The sequence below is a fragment of the Curtobacterium sp. 1310 genome (genome assembly GCF_017834105.1).
In the GTDB taxonomy this organism is placed as follows: domain Bacteria; phylum Actinomycetota; class Actinomycetes; order Actinomycetales; family Microbacteriaceae; genus Curtobacterium.
On sequence record NZ_JAFICY010000006.1, the window covers coordinates 75082 to 90473 of the forward strand.

The window sequence follows — 15392 nt, forward strand, 5'->3', positions numbered from 1 at the left end:
TCCGCGTCAGCGGTCGGTGAGCTCCCGGTCGCGGAACCACTTGAGCAGCCACGCGGCGCTCGTGCCGTCGAACTCCGGCGCGAAGTCCATCGTGCCGGACAGGAACGGGCTGAAGCCGTCCTCGGTCGCCACGTCGGACTCGTCGAGCGACCGGTAGGCCATCGACCAGCCGTCGAACCGCCGGCGCTCGATGTCCTCGCGGATCAGCGACTTCACCCCGTCGTGCCGAGGATCGCGCGCGATGGCGCCGAAGCGGTCGTCGACGCTCCACGCCGGGCCCTCGAGCAGCTGCATGAACCGGCCGCCCTTCGCCACGAGCAGACCGGAGACCCCGAGTGCCTCGTTCCGGAGCCGTGACTCGCGCAGGAGCTCGGCGAGCGCGTCGTCGTCGAAGGGCACGGCCGAGCGGCTCATGTAGACGATGGAGACGAGCACCGCACCATCTTCGTGCATGGTGCGGCGCACGCCGACCACTGTCCGCGTGCCGCACGGACCCCCCGATGGGTCCCGGGGGTCACCGGAGGACACCCGCAGAGCGGGCCGCGGACACGGCCGCTGTCCGCGAGCTCACACCGAGCTTCGAGAACACGTGCACGAGGTGCGACTTGACCGTCGCCTCGCTGATGTGGAGTGCGCGGGCGACCTCACCGTTCGACGCCCCGTCCGCGACCAGTCGGAGCACCTCGATCTCGCGGGCGGAGAGGCTCACGCGCGGAGCCCGCATCCGCGCCATCAGCCGTCCGGCGATCGCCGGGGCGAGGGCGCTCTGCCCGGAGGCCGCGGCACGGACCGCCGCCACGAGCTCGTCCGGTGGGGCGTCCTTGAGCAGGTACCCGCTCGCCCCGGCCTCGACCGCGCCGAGGATGTCACCGTCCGAGTCGTAGTTCGTCAGGACGAGCACGTACGGTGCCGCCTCGAGTGCGCGGATCGACCGGGTGGCGTCGGCGCCGGTGGTGTCCTGGCCGAACTGCAGGTCCATGAGCACCAGCTCCGGGGCCAGCTCCTCGGCGAGGGCGGTCGCGGCGTCCGGAGTGGCTGCCTCGCCGACGACCTCGATGCCCTCCTCACCGTCGAGGAGCGCACGGAGACCGGCCCGGACGACGGGGTGGTCGTCGGCGATGACGATGCGGATCACGGGACCTCCAGGACGGCCGTGACCGTGGTGCCGCGGCCCGGTGCGCTGTCGACGTCGAGTCGTCCGCCGAACTGCTCGACGCGCTCGGCCATCGCGCGGAGGCCGAAGGAGTCGGACGCGGAGACGTCGTCGCCGGAGGTGACCGGGTCGAAGCCGACGCCGTCGTCGACGACCGTCAGCCGTGCCTCCCGACCGTCGACCGTGACCGTGACGTCGACCTGCGACGGCGCGGCGTGCTGCACCGCGTTCGCCACGGCGCCCTGCGCGATGCGGAGCAGCGCGGTCTCCACGTCCATCGGCAGCCCGTCGTCCGACACCGCGACCGACACCGCCAGTCCGTCCCGCGTCCACTGCTGGTCCGCGAGCCGACGGAGTGCTGCACCGAGGCCCTGGTCCAGCGTCGGCGGCGCGAGCTCGCGGATGAAGCGACGCGTGTCGGCGAGGCCGTCGGCCGCGGTCTCCCGGGCCAGACGGATGTGCTCGGTGCCGGGGCGGTCGCCGTCGGCGCGCTCGGCTGCGTGCAGGAGCATCTGGATGCTCGACAGCCCCTGCGCGACCGTGTCGTGGATCTCCCGCGCCAGTCGCGCACGCTCCGCGAGGACCCCCTGTTCCCGCTCGGTCGCCGCGAGTCGGTCCCGGGTGGCGATCAGTTCTGCCAGCAGTGCTTCGCGCTCGACGGCCTCCCGGGCGAGTGCGCGGTAGCCGAGCCCGATGAGCAGCGCCACCCCGGCGCCGACGAGCGGTCCGACGACCCCGCCGAGCGTGAAGCCCCCGTGCACTCCGAGCGCGACGACGGCCACGAGCGTCGCGACGACGACCGCCGTGGGACCGACGATCCGGGGCAGCACGTGCAGGTAGAGGAAGAAGAGCGGGAAGACCAGGTAGGCGGCTTCGGGGACGAGCACCATGAGCGCGACCCACACGACGGAGAGCCCGCCGACCCAGAGCGGGCCCGCGACCGCCCGGCGACCCGGGGCGCCGCGTGCCACCACCGCCCCGAGCAGGTACACGACTGCGAAGGCACCTGCCAGGACGCCGGCGAGGGGTGCCGTGGCGCCGCCCTCGACCACGATCCGGACGACGACGAGCGCGAGGAGCGCGGCGGACAGCACGTACAGGCCGGTGCGGAGACCGACGAAGACGGGGGTGAGCGTGCCGTGGACCATGTCACCGGCCAGCGTACGGACGGCCCGGGCCCGCTGGATCAACCAGAAGTTCGATCGTGGGACCGTCCGTGCCGGCGATGACCGCTCGCCGTCGGCACACGACGCTGGTTCTGGAGGTCACGGAGGGTCCGTGACCGGGAAGGAACGGCCGTGTTCGTCGCCTGGCGCGATCTCCGGTTCGCTCGTGGACGCTTCGTGCTCATCGGTGCCGTCGTGGCGCTCATCACCCTCCTGGTCGGGTTCCTGGCGGGACTGACGGGCGGGTTGGCGTCGCAGAACATCTCCGCTGTCCTCGACCTGCCCGGCGACCGGCTGGTGCTGCAACAGCCGTCCGCGGGGCAGCCGTCCTTCGCCACGTCCGCGATCGGACGGGAGGCACGACACGGCTGGCGGACGGCGGCCGGCGTCGACGACGTGGTGCCGGTGGGCATCGTCCAGGGACGCGCCAGCGCTGCTCCCGCGACGTCGGGTGCCGGTGCGTCCGCGGTCGGCGTCGCCCTGTTCGGGCTGCCGCGGGGCGGCGACGGTGTCGTGGCTGCGCTGGCGCCCGCGCAGGACGACTCGGTCGGCCTGTCGGCGGCGGCGGCGGAGCAGCTCGGCGTCGTGGTGGGCGACCGCATCTCGGTCTCCGGGACCGACCACCGCGTCGCGTCCGTCGGCGGGGACGCCTGGTACAGCCACACCCCGGTCGTCGTGATGACCCCCGGTGCGTGGGCCGCTGCCGACCGCCGGCTCGGCGGCGAGGGCGCACCGACGGTGCTCGCCGTGTCCGGTTCGCCGGACTGGGGAGCCGTCGCCGCGACCACGCACACGTCCGCCACCACACCGCTCGGATCGCTGACGGCGCTCGAGACCTTCCGGTCCGAGGTCGGGTCGCTCGGTCTCATGATCGCGATGCTGTTCGGCGTCTCCGCGCTGGTCGTCGGCGCCTTCTTCACCGTCTGGACCATGCAACGCGCCGGTGACGTCGCCGTGCTCAAGGCGCTCGGAGCGAGCACCGGGTCGCTCGTCCGCGACGCACTCGGTCAGGCGCTCGTGGTCCTCGTGGCGGGCATCGGCACCGGGACGGCGCTCGTCGCGGTGCTCGGTGCGCTCGCCGGGGGCACGCTGCCGTTCCTCCTCAGCCCCCTCACCACCCTGGTACCGGGTGTCGCGATGGCCGTGCTCGGTCTCGCGGGCGCCGCGGTCGCCCTCCGCACCGTCACCGCAGCCGACCCCCTCACCGCACTCGGGAGCAACCGATGATCACCCTCGACGACGTCACCCTCACCTTCCCCGACGGCGACCGTCGCGTCACCGCGGTCGACCACGTCTCCCTCGCCGCTCCGGCCGGCAGCGTCACCGGCATCACCGGCCCCTCCGGGTCCGGTAAGTCGTCGTTGCTCGCCGTCGCCGCGTCGCTCGTCCGCCCCGACTCCGGTCGGGTGCTCGTCGGCAGCGGATCGACGGCGGTCGACGCCGCGTCGCTGTCCCGCGACGCAGCGTCGGACCTCCGCCGGGACCGCATCGGGATCGTGTTCCAGCAGTCGAACCTGCTGCCGTCGCTGACCGCGCGCGAACAGCTGCTCGTGATGGGACACCTCGGCGCCCGCGATCGTCGGGTCCCCGGCGCCCGGGTCGACGACCTGCTCGACGCGGTCGGGCTCTCGGGTCACGGCGATGCACGACCGGCGCAGCTCTCCGGGGGACAACGGCAGCGCGTCGCGATCGCCCGGGCGCTCGTGCACGACCCCGAGGTGCTGCTCGTCGACGAACCCACGAGTGCGCTCGACCAGGAGCGGGGCGGTGCCGTGATGGAGCTGATCGCCCGTCTGACGCACGAGCGCGGGACGGCGACCCTGCTCGTCACGCACGACCTCGTGCACCGGGACGCGTTGGACGACCTGGTGACCGTCGTCGACGGGCGGATCGTGACCGCGCCGGAGGGCGTGGCCGCCGCGGCCTAGGATCGACCGCATGGCGACCGTCCTCCTCGTCCGGCACGGACGCACCACCGCGAACGCGACCGGGGTCCTGGCGGGTCGCACCGCCGGGGTGGCACTCGACCGCGTCGGCCGCGAGCAGGCCGACCGGGCCGCCGAGCGCATCGCGCCGATCCCGCTCGCCGCGCTCGTCACGAGCCCGCTCGAGCGCTGCCGACAGACCGCACGCGCCCTGCTCGCCCGCCAGCAGGGCAGCCCCGACGTGCGGGTCGAACGGGCGATCACCGAGGCCGACTACGGCGACTGGCAGGGCCGGAAGCTCGCGGACCTCGCGAAGGAACCACTGTGGCGCACGGTGCAGGCGAACCCCAGCGCCGTGGTGTTCCCCGGCGGCGAGTCCATGCAGACGATGCAGTCCCGTGCGGTCGCCGCGATCCGACGGATCGACGCCGAGGTCGAGGCGCAGCACGGCCCGACGGCGGTGTGGGTCGCCGTGAGCCACGGCGACATCGTGAAGTCCGTCCTCGCCGACGCGCTCGGCATGCACCTCGACCTGTTCCAACGCATCGCGGTCGGTCCGGCGTCCGTCTCGGTCGTCCGCTACGGGGAACACCGGCCCGAGGTCGTCGCCACCAACACCGACTCCGGCGACCTGTCGTGGCTCGCCGCGGCACCGGCCCCCTCGGGCGACGCCGCGGTCGGCGGCGGAGCAGGACACGACGGGACCGGCGGCGGAGGCGGAGCGGACGGGACCGGCGGCGGAGCAGGACACGACGGGACCGGCTCGGCGGACGGGGCGGTCGGCAGCAGTGAGCCGGGGACCGCTCGACCCTGAACGGACGGAGCCGCACGCTCCTACAATCGGGTCATGCCCACCATCGTGCACGGCTTCGACTGGCCGGAACGTCTCGTCGTCGGGACGGTCGGCCGCCCGGGTGAACGCGCCTTCTACCTGCAGGCACGCGACGGCAAGCGGGTGACCAGCGTCGCGCTCGAGAAGGAGCAGTCCGCGGTGCTCGCGGACAAGGTCGCCGAGCTCCTCGACGAGGTCGCGACCGTCGAGGACAACCGCTTCAGCGTCCCGCCGGCTGCACCGTCCGAGCTCCGGGACGCCGCGCCGCTCGACCAGCCGGTGGAGCCCGAGTTCCGCGCGGGTGCCCTGAGCCTGGGGTTCGACCCGGCGACGGCGCAGGTGGTCATCGAGGCGTACCCGATCGAGGACGAGCTCGAGATCGTCACCGAGACGGACGAGGACGGCGACGAGGTCGAGGCCGTCGTCGAGATGCCCGAGCCCGCCGAGGTCTTCCAGGTGAAGATCCCCGTCGGCAGCGCCCGGGCCTTCGTCGAACGCACGCGCGAGGTCGTCGCTGCCGGTCGGCGCCCCGGCGACGCATGAGCGACGACGCACCCCGGTACGACGGCCCGCTGACGATCCGGGCGCGCATCCGCGAGGCGTCGAACGCCACCTTCCTCGCCGACCTCGACGGCGAGTCCGTCGTGTACAAGCCCGTCGAGGGGGAGCGTCCGCTGTGGGACTTCCCGGACGGCACGCTCGCCGGCCGGGAGGTCGCGGCACACCTGGTCTCCGAGGCCTTCGGGTGGGGCATCGTGCCGCCCACCTGGCTCGGCGACGGCCCGTTCGGCCCCGGCATGGTCCAGCGCTGGCAGGACGTCGACCCGGAGCAGGACCCCGTCGACCTGGTGCCGACCGAGGAGGCCGACGCCGAGGGCACCCCGTGGTTGCCCGTGCTCGAGGCCATCGACGAGCACGACCAGCCCGTCACGCTCGTGCACGAGGACACCGCGGCACTCCGCCGGATGGCGGTGTTCGACGTGGTGGTGAACAACGCCGACCGCAAGGGCGGGCACGTGCTCGCCATGCCGGACGGGCACCGTTACGGCGTCGACCACGGCCTGACCTTCCACGTGGACCACAAGCTCCGCACGGTCCTCTGGGGCTGGATCGGGGAGCCGCTCGACCCCGACGAGCTCGAGGGGCTCGACCGGGTGTCCGAGGCGCTCCGCGGCGACCTCGGTGTCGCGCTCGCCGAGCACCTGACCCGCGGGGAGATCGACAACCTGCGGGCCCGGTGCGCCGCGCTGCGCGCGGTCGGGATGTTCCCGCCGCCGCCCGGACACGGACCCGCCGTCCCCTGGCCCCTCTTCTGACGGACGGGAGGCGCGGTGCCAGCCGGCACCGGGGCCCACGCCGGCCGGTTCCCGGCAGACGCGCCAGCGGCTGCCGGGCCGTGCCCGGTGGGGAGCCTCCCGTCCGTCGGCTGGCCCCGGTCAGCCTGCCCGGTCGTCGCCGAACAGGGACGCGCCTCCGCGACGGGAACCGAGGTACGACCCGACCACGGCGACACCGAGGTCGTCGTTCTCGGGCGCGACGACCGAGCCGTCCACCCGTCGGGCCATGGCATCGATGAACCGCGCCAGCCCGGGGTCGTCACCGAGCCGGAAGAACGTCGTCTGCGCCCCGAGCCGGCCGGCGTTCTCGAGCTCGCGGACCGTCAGCGCGATCGTCACGGGATCGGGCGGGTAGCCGAACCACACCTGGCCGTTCGGTTCGAGGTGCGACGTCGGCTCGCCGTCGGTCACGACCAGGAGCACGGGCTGCGCCGTCGGGTGCTTCCGGAAGTGCCGGTTGGCCAGCAGCAGTGCGTGGTGCAGGTTCGTGCCCTTGTCCCACTGGGCGTCGAGGCCGACGAGTCGTTCGACGTCCATGACCTCCGCCTCGCGCCCGAAGGCGATGAGCTGCAGGTCGTCGCCGCGGAACCTCGTGCTGACGAGGGTGTGCAGCGCGAGGGCCGTCCGCTTCATCGGGACCCAGCGGTCCTCCATCGCCATCGAGAACGACGTGTCGACGAGGAGCGCCACGCACGCCTGGGTCCGCGCCTCGGTCTCCTGCACCTCGACGTCGTCGATCGTCAGGCGGACACCCGGTCCGGTGCGTCCGTCCGCCGCGGTCCGGACCAGGGCGTTCGTGATCGACCGGGGGAGGTCCCACGGCTCGGTGTCCCCGAACGCCCACGGTCGGGTCGCCCCGGAGGGCTCGCCCGACGCCCCGGCGCGACGGAGGTCACGCGCGCCCTGGCGCCCCGACATCCGCTCGGCCACGTCCCTGAGCAGGCTCTTGCCGAGCTGCCGCATCGCCTTCGGGGTCAGCCGGAGGTGTCCGTCCGTGCCGCGCTGCACCGCGCCCGCGTTCCGCAGGGCCTGCTCCAACCGCTGCAGGGTCCTGGCGTCGACGGTGGCCTCGTCGCCCAGCTGACGCTGCAGGGCGTCGAGGTCGAGGTCGGCGAGGTCGGACCCGGGCCCGGACTGCGCCAGCTGCTCGGCCAGGGCGTCGAGGTCGGCGATGTCCTGGAAGACCCCGGTCCCGTCGCCGAGTCCGAGGCCCTGCTCGCCGTCCATCCGCTCGGAGCTGCCCCAGTCCTCGCCGGGGCGGAGCGCGCGGAGGGTGTCGTCGAGCTGCCCGAGCTGACCCATCAGGTCCGGTGAGCCGAACGCCTGCTGCGCGAGCGCGTCGAGCTCGTCGCGCTGCTCCTGCGTCATCGAGTTCCGCATCCGCTGCGCGGCCGCGGCTCGTGCGGCGAGGTCGTCGAGCAGCTCCTCGACGTTCTGCGGGCGGGACGGGAAGTACTGCCCGTGCTGCGCCGTGAACGCGTCGAACTGCTCCTGCGTGTCCGTGCCTCGGCGGTGGTCGTCGAGCAGCTGGTTGAGGTCGCGCATCATCGCGGACACGGCTGCGCGGTCCTCGTCGCTCGCGTTCTCGAGCGCCTGCTTCATGCCGGCGAAGCGCTGGTCGAGCACCTCGCGCCCGAGCAGGTCCTTGATCTCGTCGTACTTCTGCCGGGCCGTCGGACTCGTCCAGTCGTAGCCGTTCAGCTCCTGCACGGCGCTCGCGGGCGACGGCGGCAGGCTGTCGAGCTGCAGCTCGGCCAGGGCGCGGTCGCCGTCGTCGAGGTCGACGTTCCGGGCGAGTTCACCGCGCTCGGCGAGCAGGGCCTGGTCCAGGAGCTCCTTGACCTGCTGCAGGGTGCCGTCGAGGTTGTTCCGGCTGGTGAGCTCGCGCCGACGTTCGGCGACCCGACGCATGAGGTCGTCGAGCCCGCGCTGGGTCTGGCCGCCGCGCCGGAGGAACTCGCGGAGGGCGCGCTCGGGGGAGGTGCCGCCCATGACGTCCTCGCCGATGGCGTCGAGCGCCTCGGCCAGGTCGACCGGGGGAGCGAGGGGATCCGGTCCGCCCTCGTACTTCCCGTAGCGGGCGTCGCGGGTCAGGCGGCGGTTCTGCCGGCTAGCCATAGACGGCCTCGCCGCCCCCCGACTCCTTGCTGATGCGCCGGGCGAGGAAGAGCCCCTCGAGCGCGAGCTCGATCGCGCCGGCCCGCTCGCCGTCGTCGGTCGCCCCGAGTCGCTCGCACACCTGGTCGTAGACGTCCGACTCGCCGATCGACGGGAGCCCTTCGAGGAAGGCCCGGGCGCTGACCTGCTCGCCCGTCGTCACCATCGTGCCGCCGTCGAGTGCCTCGACGAGGACGCCGAAGTCGATCCCGCGGAACCGCGAGCGGACGGTCTCGGCGGTGGCGGTGCGGAGCAGGTGCTCGAGGACCTCGTCGGCGCGGTCCTCCTCCCCGTTCTCGAACTCGATCTTGCCGCCGAGGACGTCGACCGCGGTCTCGAGGTCGATCGGCCGCGCGACCGGGTGCTCCTCGCCCTGCCGCGCGGCGCGGTGCACGGCGGCGGCGGAGATCGTCTCGGCGCCGGCGATGGCGAAGCGGGCGCTGACGCCGCTCCGCTGGTCGACGGCGCTGGACTGGCGCAGGGCGCGGGTGAACCGGGCGAGGATCTCGACCAGGGCGTCGGGGACCTCGGCGGTGAGCTGGGCCTCCTGCCGGATGACGGCGACCTCGTCGGCGAGCTCGATGGGGTAGTGCGTCCGGATCTCGGCGCCGAAGCGGTCCTTCAGCGGCGTGATGATGCGGCCGCGGTTCGTGTAGTCCTCGGGGTTGGCGCTGGCGACGACGAGCACGTCGAGGGGCAGGCGCAGCACGTAGCCGCGGATCTGCACGTCGCGCTCCTCCATCACGTTGAGCATCGCGACCTGGATGCGCTCCGCGAGGTCGGGGAGCTCGTTGATCGCGACGATGCCGCGGTGCCCGCGGGGGATCAGCCCGAAGTGGATGGTCTCGGGGTCGCCGAGACTGCGGCCCTCGGCCACCTTCATCGGGTCGACGTCACCGATCAGGTCCGCCACGCTGGTGTCGGGGGTCGCGAGCTTCTCGACGTAGCGCTCGTCGCGGTGCACCCACGAGATCGGCAGGGCGTCGCCGAGCTCCTCGGCACGGCGGGTGCTCGCGGTGGTGATCGGCTCGAACGGGTGCTCGCCGAGCTCGGACCCGGTGATCACCGGGGTCCACTCGTCGAGCAGCCCCTGCAGCGTGCGGAGCAGGCGGGTCTTGCCCTGCCCGCGCTCGCCGAGCAGCACGACGTCGTGCCCGGCGATGAGCGCACGCTCGAGCTGGGGGATGACGGTCGTCTCGAACCCGTGCAGGCCGGGCCAGGGGTCGCGGCCCTCGCGCAGGGCCTGGAGGAGGTTGTCGCGGATCTCGGCGCGGACCGACTTCTGGACGTGCCCAGCAGCGCGGAGCTCGCCGACCGTGTGGATGTCAGGTCGGGTCACGGTCCGCACGCTACGCCCGCGCACCGACATGCGGACGGGAGGCGCGTCTCGGCGCTCGGCTCCGGAGAACGCAACCTCGGCGACACCTCGCAGCGCTGTACCGCTGCGAGGGCCTGCCGACGTTGCGTCTTGCGGGAACAGCGCGGCGGGAGCGTCAGCCGAACAGGCGGCGCGACGCGATCTCCGCACCCTCGACGAGTGCTCGGAGCTTCGCCCACGCGACGTCCGCGGCGACGAACTCGTAGCTCGCGAAGGTCGCCAGGCCGCAGTCGGTCCCGGCGACGATGCGGGTGGGGTCGCCGACGGCCTCGGCGGCCTCGACGATCCGGTTCGCCACGAGCTGCGGGTGCTCCAGGTAGTTGGTCGTGACGTCGATGACGCCCGGCACGAGCACCGCGTCGTCGGGGAGCGGCAGGTCGCGGAAGGCCGGGAACTCGTGCGCGTGCCGCGGGTTGCCGAACGGGATGCTGAAGGACCCGACCTCGGCGCGGTACAGGTGGGGGAGCAGCACGTCGACCGGGACGTCGTCCTGGTGCGGGCCCTGCCAGTTGCCGTAGCAGACGTGCAGCCGCGTCTGCTCCTTCGGGATGTTCCGCAGCGCGTGGTTGAGCGCGTCGACGTGCAGGTCCACGGCGGCCAGGAACTCGTCGAGCGACGCGTCGCCGAAGTGGATCACGCGCTCCATGGCGAGGTCCGGGGCGTCGAGCTGCAGGACGTGCCCGCGGGCGACGATCTCCTCGTACTCGACGCGGAGCTGCTCGGCCAGCGCGAACACGTACTCCCGGTGGTCGCGGTAGTGCGGGTTCTCGTCGTCGAGCAGCAGGGTCGTGGCGACGATGCCCGGCGTCGCGGCGGAGATGAAGGTGCCGGCCGGGGTGCGGCCGTCGGCGGCGTTCCGGGCGAGCTCGCGTTCGAAGCCGTCGAGGTCCTCGCGGATGCCGGCGCGCTCCTGGTCGTACTCGAGCAGCCCCTGGGCGAGCGGGGTGTCCCACACCCGGGCGAACTCCGTGCCCTCGTCGATCTGCCGGGCCTGGAACGCCGCGTACTCGGGGAACTTCACGCTGTCGAGCGTCGGCTTGCGGTGACCGGAGCCCCCGAACCCCGACAGCCGGTCGCGGATGTAGGTCGAGAAGCCGACGCGCGGGACCTCGCCGTCGTTGACGACGTCGAGGCCCGCGTCGAGCTGCGCGTCGACGGTGCGCGCGAGCACGGCGGCGGTCTCCTCGCGGAGTGCCTGTTCGTCGTGCGGCTTCCCCTGGTCGCGGGCCACCAGGAGCGCGGTCAGCTCGGGCGAACGGGGGAGCGACCCGGTGTGCGTGGTCAGGATGCGGTCGATCGAGTTCTGGGTGGGCACGTCGTCACGCTACCGACGCGGGCTGCGGCCGCGTGCGGTCGTGACGTCGCGCGTCACCGCGACCCGACGCAGAAGGGAGGCACGGTGCGGGCCCGCCCCGCGCCTCCCGTCCGCGTCGCACGAGTTCCTGAATCTGTGAGGACGTAAAGCTGCGCTGGTACTGGGAACCAGCCTGGAATCTCCGGAGTACGGTCCGCTCTCGTGAGCAGCACGACGAACGGGGCGATCAAGAGCCTGGTCCCCGCCAGGATCGACAGACTGCCGTGGACGCGCTTCCACTGGAGCGTGGTGGTGGGTCTGGGGGTGTCCTGGATCCTCGACGGCCTCGAGATCCAGATCGTCTCGAACGCCGGCTTCCAGGCCGACCTCGACCTGTCGACGCAGCAGGTCACCCTGCTCGGCACCATCTACCTGGTGGGACAGGTCGTCGGCGCCCTGGTCTTCGGACGGATGTCCGACCGGCTCGGCCGCCGCAAGCTCTTCATCCTGACGCTCGCGATCTACCTCATCGGTTCGGGCATCGCCGGACTCGCCCAGGACTTCTGGTTCCTGGCGGCGTTCCGCTTCGTGGCGGGCCTCGGCATCGGCGGTGAGTACGCGGCGATCAACTCGGCGATCGACGAACTCATCCCGTCGAAGTACCGCGGGCACGTCGACATCGCCATCAACGGCACGTACTGGGGCGGTGCGGCGCTCGGCGCCTTCGCCAACATCTACCTGCTCGACACGTCGATCTTCGCCGAGAACATCGGGTGGCGCATCGGGTTCTTCCTCGGCCCGGTGCTCGGCATCGCGATCATCTTCCTGCGGCGGCACATCCCGGAGAGCCCGCGGTGGCTGATGACTCACGGACGCGAGGAGGAGGCCGAGCGCACGGTCTCCGAGATCGAGGCCTCCGTCGAGAAGTCCACCGGACACCGGCTGCCGGACGTCGACGAGTCGAAGGCCATGACCGTCACGCCGCTGGACAAGGTGGGGTTCCTGACGATCGCCAAGGTGCTGCTGAAGCAGTACCCGACCCGCACCCTGGTGGGCGCGACCATGATGATCACCCAGGCGTTCCTCTACAACGCGATCTTCTTCACCTACGCCCTGGTGCTCACGAACTTCTTCGGGCTGAAGACCGCCGAGACGGCCGTGTACTTCTTCCCGTTCGCGATCGGCAACCTGCTGGGGCCGATCGTGCTCGGCCGGTTCTTCGACACCTGGGGTCGTCGGCAGATGATCTTCCTGACCTACCTGGTGTCGGGTCTGGTGCTCGCCACCTCGGCGTTCCTGTTCCGAGCCGACGCCATCAGCGCCACCGTGCAGGTCGTGTTCTGGTGCGTCTCGTTCTTCTTCGCCTCGGCCGGTGCCTCGAGCGCCTACCTGACCGTGAGCGAGATCTTCCCGCTCGAGCTGCGGTCGCAGGCGATCTCGTACTTCTTCGCCCTCGCGCAGATCTTCGGAGCGGTCGCCCCGGCGATCTACGGCGCGTTCATCGGGGACGGGTCGTCACGTGAACCGCTCTTCTGGGGGTACCTGCTCGGGTCGGCGGTGATGATCGCCGGCGGGATCGTGGCGTTGGTGTTCGGGGTCGACGCGGCGCGCAAGGGGCTGGAGGACATCACCCAACCCTTGTCCGTCCTCACCGACGCGTCCAAGAAGTAGTATTTCGTATACGTGATGTTTAGCGCCGAGACCCTCCCGCTGGGAGGGTCTCGGCATGGCACTCCTCCACATCCCGACCCCGACCGGATCGTTCCCCTGGTCGCCCGCTCCCGGAGCACCGGGTGGTCGTCGTGCGTGACCCTGGGGCGATGGATCGCTCATCGTCCTCGGGGAACGACCGGGTCCCCGACCCGAACGGCATCCGCCGCAGCCTGCTGCGTGACGCCGTCTTCCTCAAGCTGCTCGAGAACGTCCTGCGCGGGGTCTACCGGCGGGGGCAACGGCTCCGGCTCGACGACATCGCCCGGGACATGCAGGTCTCGCGCACACCCGTCCGCGAAGCCCTCGTCCCGCTCGAGTCGCTGCGGCTCGTCAGCGTGCAGCGGTACGTCGGCGTCGTCGTCGCCCACTGGTCCGTCGGCCAGATGGTCGAGCGACTCCGGGTGGCCCGGGCGATGATCGCCGATCCCGCTCCCGGCTGCCAGGGGGTGGACGAGCAGTTCGACGCGCTCGCGTTCAGGTCCTGCCTGACCGAGGCCGGGGCGCTCGTCGAGCTCGGTGCCTGGTACCTCCGTCGGCGCGGTGCGATCGTCAGTGCCGACTGGCTCACGGCGCAGCGGGCCGTGCTCGACACCTTCTTCACGGACGACGTCGCCGTGGCGAACGGCATCGACGCCGTCGTCGGGCGGCGTGCTCGTGTGCAGCAGGTCGAACGGGCGGCTGCTGCGGCGGAGCGTGGACAGCTCGACGAGTGCGCCGCAGCGCTCGTGGGGTTGGCGGAGGACCTCATCGCGTTGCCCGACCGGTTCCGCTCCGCCGCGTGAGGCACGGTGGGGCAGCGCCCACCGGAGAGCACCCAGAGCGGGGGCGCGGACCGGGTCCGCGCCCCCTGGTCGTCCCCGTCCGGGCCGCCGCGGTCGGGTGCGTCGGGCTCGGCAGAAGGGGGGACGACGTCTGGTGCTGTGTCGCGGCGACGGGGGAGGTGATGCCCCCGGAACGTGATGTCCGCGTCCCGACGATGCTAGGCGTCGGGGTACGAGCGGACAAGCCCCACCTGTCCCCACTTCAGGGGACCCGGTGACCGACCCGAGATGATCGTGTCGTGGCGGGAGGTCGAGAGGAGGCTCGTCCTCCTGTATGGTGGGTCTCGCGCTCGTGAGAGCGCACGGAGACGTCGCATAGTCCGGCCGAGTGCACCACCCTGCTAAGGTGGAGTCCCCTTTGAGGGGACCGAGGGTTCAAATCCCTCCGTCTCCGCAGTCGACCAAACCCCTGCCACCGGCGGGGGTTTCGTCGTTCCGGCAGGGTGCGCGCGGGAACACGACGGTGCGGCCGTGCTCGACGGTCGGGAGGCACGGGCCGGCCCGGCACGGGTGCCCTGGCCCCGCCCACTACCGTTGCCCCGTGCTCCGCTCATCCGCCCTCGCCGTCGCGCTCGTCGTGATCGTCACCACGGTCGCCGGCTGCGCCGACGCGTCCGCTGCCCGCGGCGTCGCCGTCGAGGCGTACGTCGAGCCGGGAGCCCCGACGGCGGTCGCCCGGGTACGAGCCGCCACCGAGCGGGCGGACACGATCGGCATCGACGGTGTCACGCTCTCCGCGGACGGCACGGGCCTCGCGCCGTTGCCCGACGGCGTCGACCGTCTGGCCCTCGCCGCGGCCCGCCGGGGCGCGCGACCGGAGCTCCTCGTCAGCAACTACTCCGAGACGCTCGGTGACTTCTCGCCGGAGACCGCCTCGGCGCTGCTGGCCGACCCGGTCGCCCGCGCACAGGTGGCTCGGGACCTGGCGGCCCTGGCGCACGACCACCACTGCACGGGCGTGCAGATCGACCTCGAATCACTGCGCGACCGCGACCGCGCGGGACTCGTCGCCTTCGCAGCCGCGCTCGAGGACGCGGTGCACGACGAGCTCGGTGCCGACGCCCCGGTGTCGATGGCCGTGATGGCGTCCACCTCGGCCGCGGGCTTCCGGGACACCGGGTACGACCTCCGCCGTCTGGCGGAGCACGTCGACCGATTCGTGCTGATGACCTACGACCAGCACGGCCCGTGGAGCGGACCGGGCACGATCGGCGCCCTGCCGTGGGCGCAGCGCGTCGTCGAGGTGGCCGAGCACGAGGGACTGCCGGCCGACCGCACCGACCTCGGCGTCGCCGGGTACGGGTACCGCTGGGGTGGACCGGACGCCGGGCAGGTGTCGCCGGCGCGGGCCCGTGCGCTGGCCGGCGGTGCCGCACGCTGGTCGGACCGCACGGGGGAGTGGTCGGCGACCCTCCGCGACGGACACGAGCTGCACTGGTCGGACGCCCGCTCCTACCGGGCACGTGTCGCGCTGGCGCAGCGACTCGGGCTGCACGGCGTCGCGCTCTGGTCGCTGACGACCGAGGCCCTGCCGCGCTGACGCCCGCACCGACCGGACCGTGACCAGGAGGCGGACGGGAGGCGCGTGGCGGCCCCGCACCGCGCCTCCCGTCCGT

At 72.6% G+C, this 15392-nt stretch carries 14 protein-coding genes and 1 tRNA gene; 9 read left to right on the forward strand and 6 right to left on the reverse strand.

What is annotated here, in order from left to right; all coding sequences use genetic code 11:
• Window positions 1–6: 6 nt before the first annotated feature.
• The 3 genes from JOD95_RS14160 to JOD95_RS14170 are packed head-to-tail and all read right to left on the reverse strand — an operon-like array spanning window position 7 to window position 2301.
• Window positions 7–465 (reverse strand): BLUF domain-containing protein, encoded by a 459-nt coding sequence (locus JOD95_RS14160; RefSeq protein WP_144411358.1) that lies wholly within the window; start codon window positions 463–465, stop codon window positions 7–9.
• 49 nt (window positions 466–514) lie between these two features.
• On the reverse strand, window positions 515–1135 hold the full coding sequence (locus tag JOD95_RS14165) for a response regulator transcription factor (RefSeq protein WP_066655832.1): 621 nt from the start codon (window positions 1133–1135) through the stop codon (window positions 515–517).
• On the reverse strand, window positions 1132–2301 hold the full coding sequence (locus JOD95_RS14170) for a sensor histidine kinase (protein WP_209685604.1): 1170 nt from the start codon (window positions 2299–2301) through the stop codon (window positions 1132–1134). Before JOD95_RS14170 ends, JOD95_RS14165 begins: the two co-directional genes overlap by 4 nt.
• Window positions 2302–2451: 150 nt before the next feature.
• Between JOD95_RS14170 and JOD95_RS14175 the strand changes: the two genes are divergently transcribed.
• The 5 genes from JOD95_RS14175 to JOD95_RS14195 are packed head-to-tail and all read left to right on the forward strand — an operon-like array spanning window position 2452 to window position 6392.
• On the forward strand, window positions 2452–3546 hold the full coding sequence (locus JOD95_RS14175) for an ABC transporter permease (RefSeq protein ID WP_209685606.1): 1095 nt from the start codon (window positions 2452–2454) through the stop codon (window positions 3544–3546).
• The gene (locus JOD95_RS14180) at window positions 3543–4247 is read left to right on the forward strand and encodes an ABC transporter ATP-binding protein (RefSeq protein WP_209685608.1); all 705 of its coding nucleotides are present in this window, start codon (window positions 3543–3545) and stop codon (window positions 4245–4247) included. Before JOD95_RS14175 ends, JOD95_RS14180 begins: the two co-directional genes overlap by 4 nt.
• Window positions 4248–4257: 10 nt before the next feature.
• Window positions 4258–5058 (forward strand): MSMEG_4193 family putative phosphomutase, encoded by an 801-nt coding sequence (locus JOD95_RS14185; protein ID WP_209685610.1) that lies wholly within the window; start codon window positions 4258–4260, stop codon window positions 5056–5058.
• A gap of 33 nt (window positions 5059–5091) precedes the next feature.
• A complete protein-coding gene (locus tag JOD95_RS14190; RefSeq protein ID WP_066655829.1) occupies window positions 5092–5619 on the forward strand; it encodes a DUF3090 domain-containing protein in 528 nt (175 codons plus the stop codon).
• A complete protein-coding gene (locus tag JOD95_RS14195) occupies window positions 5616–6392 on the forward strand; it encodes an SCO1664 family protein (RefSeq protein ID WP_066655828.1) in 777 nt (258 codons plus the stop codon). The genes JOD95_RS14190 and JOD95_RS14195 overlap by 4 nt, the downstream gene beginning before the upstream one ends.
• 120 nt (window positions 6393–6512) lie before the next feature.
• Here the strand turns inward: JOD95_RS14195 and JOD95_RS14200 are convergent, their stop codons facing one another.
• From JOD95_RS14200 to JOD95_RS14210, 3 genes are all read right to left on the reverse strand, one after another.
• Window positions 6513–8531 (reverse strand): VWA domain-containing protein, encoded by a 2019-nt coding sequence (locus JOD95_RS14200; protein ID WP_209685612.1) that lies wholly within the window; start codon window positions 8529–8531, stop codon window positions 6513–6515.
• Window positions 8524–9939, reverse strand: a complete 1416-nt coding sequence (locus JOD95_RS14205) for an AAA family ATPase (protein WP_209685614.1) — start codon at window positions 9937–9939, stop codon at window positions 8524–8526. The genes JOD95_RS14200 and JOD95_RS14205 overlap by 8 nt, the downstream gene beginning before the upstream one ends.
• A gap of 124 nt (window positions 9940–10063) precedes the next feature.
• On the reverse strand, window positions 10064–11263 hold the full coding sequence (locus JOD95_RS14210) for a cobalamin-independent methionine synthase II family protein (RefSeq protein ID WP_307810457.1): 1200 nt from the start codon (window positions 11261–11263) through the stop codon (window positions 10064–10066).
• A gap of 201 nt (window positions 11264–11464) precedes the next feature.
• On the opposite strand from JOD95_RS14210, the gene JOD95_RS14215 reads away from it, so the two are divergent.
• The 4 genes from JOD95_RS14215 to JOD95_RS14230 all read left to right on the forward strand — a co-directional run bounded on the left by JOD95_RS14215 (window position 11465) and on the right by JOD95_RS14230 (window position 15316).
• Window positions 11465–12913, forward strand: a complete 1449-nt coding sequence (locus tag JOD95_RS14215) for an MFS transporter (RefSeq protein WP_307810459.1) — start codon at window positions 11465–11467, stop codon at window positions 12911–12913.
• A gap of 149 nt (window positions 12914–13062) precedes the next feature.
• On the forward strand, window positions 13063–13737 hold the full coding sequence (locus JOD95_RS14220; RefSeq protein WP_209685615.1) for a GntR family transcriptional regulator: 675 nt from the start codon (window positions 13063–13065) through the stop codon (window positions 13735–13737).
• A 343-nt stretch (window positions 13738–14080) separates the two neighbouring features.
• Window positions 14081–14170: transfer RNA gene (locus JOD95_RS14225), tRNA-Ser, on the forward strand.
• 147 nt (window positions 14171–14317) lie between these two features.
• Window positions 14318–15316, forward strand: coding sequence for a glycosyl hydrolase family 18 protein (locus tag JOD95_RS14230; RefSeq protein WP_209685617.1), 999 nt, complete (start codon window positions 14318–14320; stop codon window positions 15314–15316).
• Window positions 15317–15392: the final 76 nt, after the last annotated feature.